Origin of the sequence: Streptomyces bohaiensis, assembly GCF_012033785.1 — a bacterium.
Lineage (GTDB): Bacteria > Actinomycetota > Actinomycetes > Streptomycetales > Streptomycetaceae > Streptomyces > Streptomyces bohaiensis.
Genome location: NZ_JAAVJC010000406.1, coordinates 1 through 3,069 on the forward strand (window position 1 = coordinate 1; position 3,069 = coordinate 3,069).

Here is a 3,069-nt window from a genome sequence, read left to right on the forward strand (position 1 = left end):
CAACTCGCCGTCGTCATCTTCCTGGCCGGCTCGATGCTCTGCGGCGCGGCCCGCAACATGCCCGAGCTGATCGGCTTCCGGTTCCTGCAGGGACTGGGCGGCGGCGTGGTCGTCGTGGTCGGCGGCGTCTGCGTGGCCGGCGTCGTGGACCTCGCCCGCGGCGGGTTCCTCCCGGACGGCGGTCCCGCCCGGGTCGCCGCCGGTCGGCCGGTCGGCGGCCGTCAGCTTGCCGAAGGGCACCGTGACGCAGGCGACTCGGCCGCCCGCCTCGCCGGGGGCGCCGTGCCCGTCGTGGCCGTCGGAGGTGGCGCGCTCGTGCAGCACGACGGAGGCCGCCTCCCCCGGCCGGAACGTCCACTCCTGCACGGCGGTGGAACGGCCCGTGCCCCGGCCGTCCGCCGTGACGTCCAGCCAGACCTCGTTCTCGGCGTTGGCGAGCGAGGGGTCGTCCCCCTCGACGTCGCGGTAGTGCGGGCCGGAGTCGGCCGGCCGGGGGCCGCAGGCGTCGGTGTGGACGTGGGCGCCGAAGGTGTGGCCGGGCCGCACGCCCCGGACGCCGAGGGTGATGGTGGTGCGGCCGTCGGCGACGCGTTGCTCGACCTCCACCCGCGCGCCCTGCGGCACCAGCGACGGGTCGTAGGTGATCGCCGCGGCGGGCGGGTCCTCGCCGGGCGAGCTGAACATCGCCCACGCCCGCAGCCGGTAGCTCTCGTTCCGCTCGTCGGACTCCGCGGACTCCGCGGCGGGCGGTTGCGCCACCGCCCCGCCGCCCGCCGCGACCACCGCTGCCAGGGCCGCCGCCATCGCCGCCGTCGTCCGCACCGCTACGCCTCGCACAACCCACGCCTCTCGTTCGGGGAACCGATCCGGCGACGCCGCACCGCCGTCCCAGCCTGCCCGCGCTCCGCGGTACGACAAGCCCGTGGCGCACCCCTATGCACTCGGCGGGGTTCGCACGCGTACGCTGTATGGCTGAACGGGGGTGTGGTTCCGCCTACCCTCGGCATCGGACGGAACATCAGTACGGGGCGTGGGGCGTCACTTCCCCGGTTGCCGTACCGGGGCACAGCACGGCCTTCCCGGCCGGGACAGGACGCACTGGATGGTGGAAACCCTGGGTGTCCTGCTCTACGCGCCCTGGATCTACGTGATCGTGATGGCCTCCGTCCTGCTGGACGTGTTCGTGCCCGTCCTCCCCAGCGGGGCCGTCGTCGTCACCGCCGCCACCCTCGCCGCCGGCACCGCCGCGGGCACCGCGGGTTTCCCCGCGCCGATGCCCGGCAGCCACCTGCCGGAGCTCTTCGTCCTGGTGCTGTGCGCCACCTCCGCCTCGGTTGCCGGCGACCTGTTCGCGTACCGCCTCGCCCGCCGCGGCGGGCGGCGGTTCGACCACGTCATCGCACGGTCCCGGAAGTTGTCGACCGCGCAGCACCGCATCGGCAGCGCGCTCGCCCGGGGCGGCGGCGCCCTGGTGGTCCTCGCGCGGTTCGCCCCGGCCGGCCGGGCGGTCGTGAGCCTGGGGGCCGGCGCCGCCCAGCGGCGCACCCGCGACTTCCTGCCGTGGTCGGCGCTGGCGGCCGTGGCGTGGACCGCCTACAGCGTGGGGCTCGGCTGGCTGGGCGCGCAGATCCTGGGCGCGGGGTGGATCAGCACCGCGCTGTCGCTGCTCGCGCTGATCGGCGCGGGTGCCGGCGCCGCCTACCTGCTGCGCCGTCCCACTCCGGCCCGCGCGGCCTGAGGCACCGGGCCGTCCCGGGGCTCCTCGGACGGCGCTCCGGCCCCCGGACAGCACGACGCCGGGCCCGCGCAACGGGCCCGGCGCCGTGACCGGTGGGCACAACAGGGATCGAACCTGTGACATCTTCCTTGTAAGGGAAGCGCTCTACCGCTGAGCTATGCGCCCGGGAATCCCACACCCTACCCGGCCGGGGCCGGTGCCGGGCAACTGCCACCGCGCCGCGGCCGGCCCGCGGCGCGCGGCCCGGCGAGCAACCCGGGGCGAGTCCCCCGCGTCCTTGTCGACGAGTCCCACCGTCCGTCAGTTCCCGGCGGCGTCGGGCCCGGTGGCGGCGCTCTCGCGCGCCGCTCGACCGGGCCGGGTCGCGCCGGTACCCGCCCCGAGAGACCGGGAGGTCCCCGTGCCCCGACGTCCCCTGCTGACCGCCGCCTCGCCGCTGGCCGTGGCAGGCCTGCTGCTGGTGGCCGGCCTGTCGATGACCGGCTGCTCCGCGCAGCGGGTGTCGGTCGACGGCGAGCAGCGGTCGTTCACCGTCGAGGCCGAGGAACTCGTCGTCGACTCGGGCAACACCGACGTGACCGTGGTGCCCGACGCCTCGCTGGACGGCGAGGTGCTGGTGACCCGGTGGTTCGACGTGACCGCCGTCGCCTCCGACGCCTCCGTCGACTGGGAGATGGACGACGGCGGGCGGCTGACCTTCCGGGTCGACTGCTCGGGAATGGCCGCGCGCTGCTCGGCCCGGCACGAGGTCGCGGTGCCCGAGGCGCTGGACGTCCGCGTCGAGGGCCGGAACGGGGCGCTGGCCGCCGAGGGGCTGACCGCCTCGCTCCATCTGACCACCCGCAACGGCACCATCGAGGTGACGGACGCGGCCGGCCCGGTGGCGCTGCACAGCCGGAACGGCTCCATCGACGCCTCCGGACTGACCGCCGCCGAGGTACGCGCCCACACCCGCAACGGCAGCATCGAGCTGCACGTCGCCCGCGCGCCGGACCTGCTGGAGGCGGCGACCCTGAACGGCAGCGCACGGATCGAGGTCCCCGGGGACGCCGCGTACCGGGTGGAGACCGAGAACCGCAACGGCCGGGTGACGAGTTCGGTCGAGGAGGGCGGCACGCAGCATCTGATCTCGCTCAGCACCCGCAACGGCACCGTGACGGTGGTGCCCCACGACGGGTGAGAGCGGTGGTGGCCCGGGCGGCGGCGAGCCGGGCGGACGGCCGGAACCCGGCTGTCGACGACCGGTTCCCGCCGGACCGGGGCGCGCGGCGCATCGTCGGGACGGGGCGGGGCAGGCGGTGGCGCGGGGGCGTCCCGCCCCCGCCGAAGGG

General features: G+C 76.2%; 3 protein-coding genes and 1 tRNA gene. 2 read left to right on the forward strand and 2 right to left on the reverse strand.

Annotated features, from left to right (window positions below):
- The coding region (locus HCN52_RS23290) for a superoxide dismutase family protein (protein WP_245175392.1) at positions 1 to 837 on the reverse strand (837 nt) is incomplete at its 3' end.
- 265 nt (positions 838 to 1,102) lie between these two features.
- Between HCN52_RS23290 and HCN52_RS23295 the strand changes: the two genes are divergently transcribed.
- Positions 1,103 to 1,738, forward strand: a complete 636-nt coding sequence (locus HCN52_RS23295; RefSeq protein ID WP_168090406.1) for a DedA family protein — start codon at positions 1,103 to 1,105, stop codon at positions 1,736 to 1,738.
- Between the two features lie 93 nt (positions 1,739 to 1,831).
- On the opposite strand, the gene HCN52_RS23300 is transcribed toward HCN52_RS23295, so the two are convergent.
- Positions 1,832 to 1,903 (reverse strand) — tRNA-Val (locus HCN52_RS23300).
- A gap of 235 nt (positions 1,904 to 2,138) precedes the next feature.
- On the opposite strand from HCN52_RS23300, the gene HCN52_RS26280 reads away from it, so the two are divergent.
- Positions 2,139 to 2,918, forward strand: coding sequence for a DUF4097 family beta strand repeat-containing protein (locus tag HCN52_RS26280; protein WP_168090407.1), 780 nt, complete (start codon positions 2,139 to 2,141; stop codon positions 2,916 to 2,918).
- Positions 2,919 to 3,069: the final 151 nt, after the last annotated feature.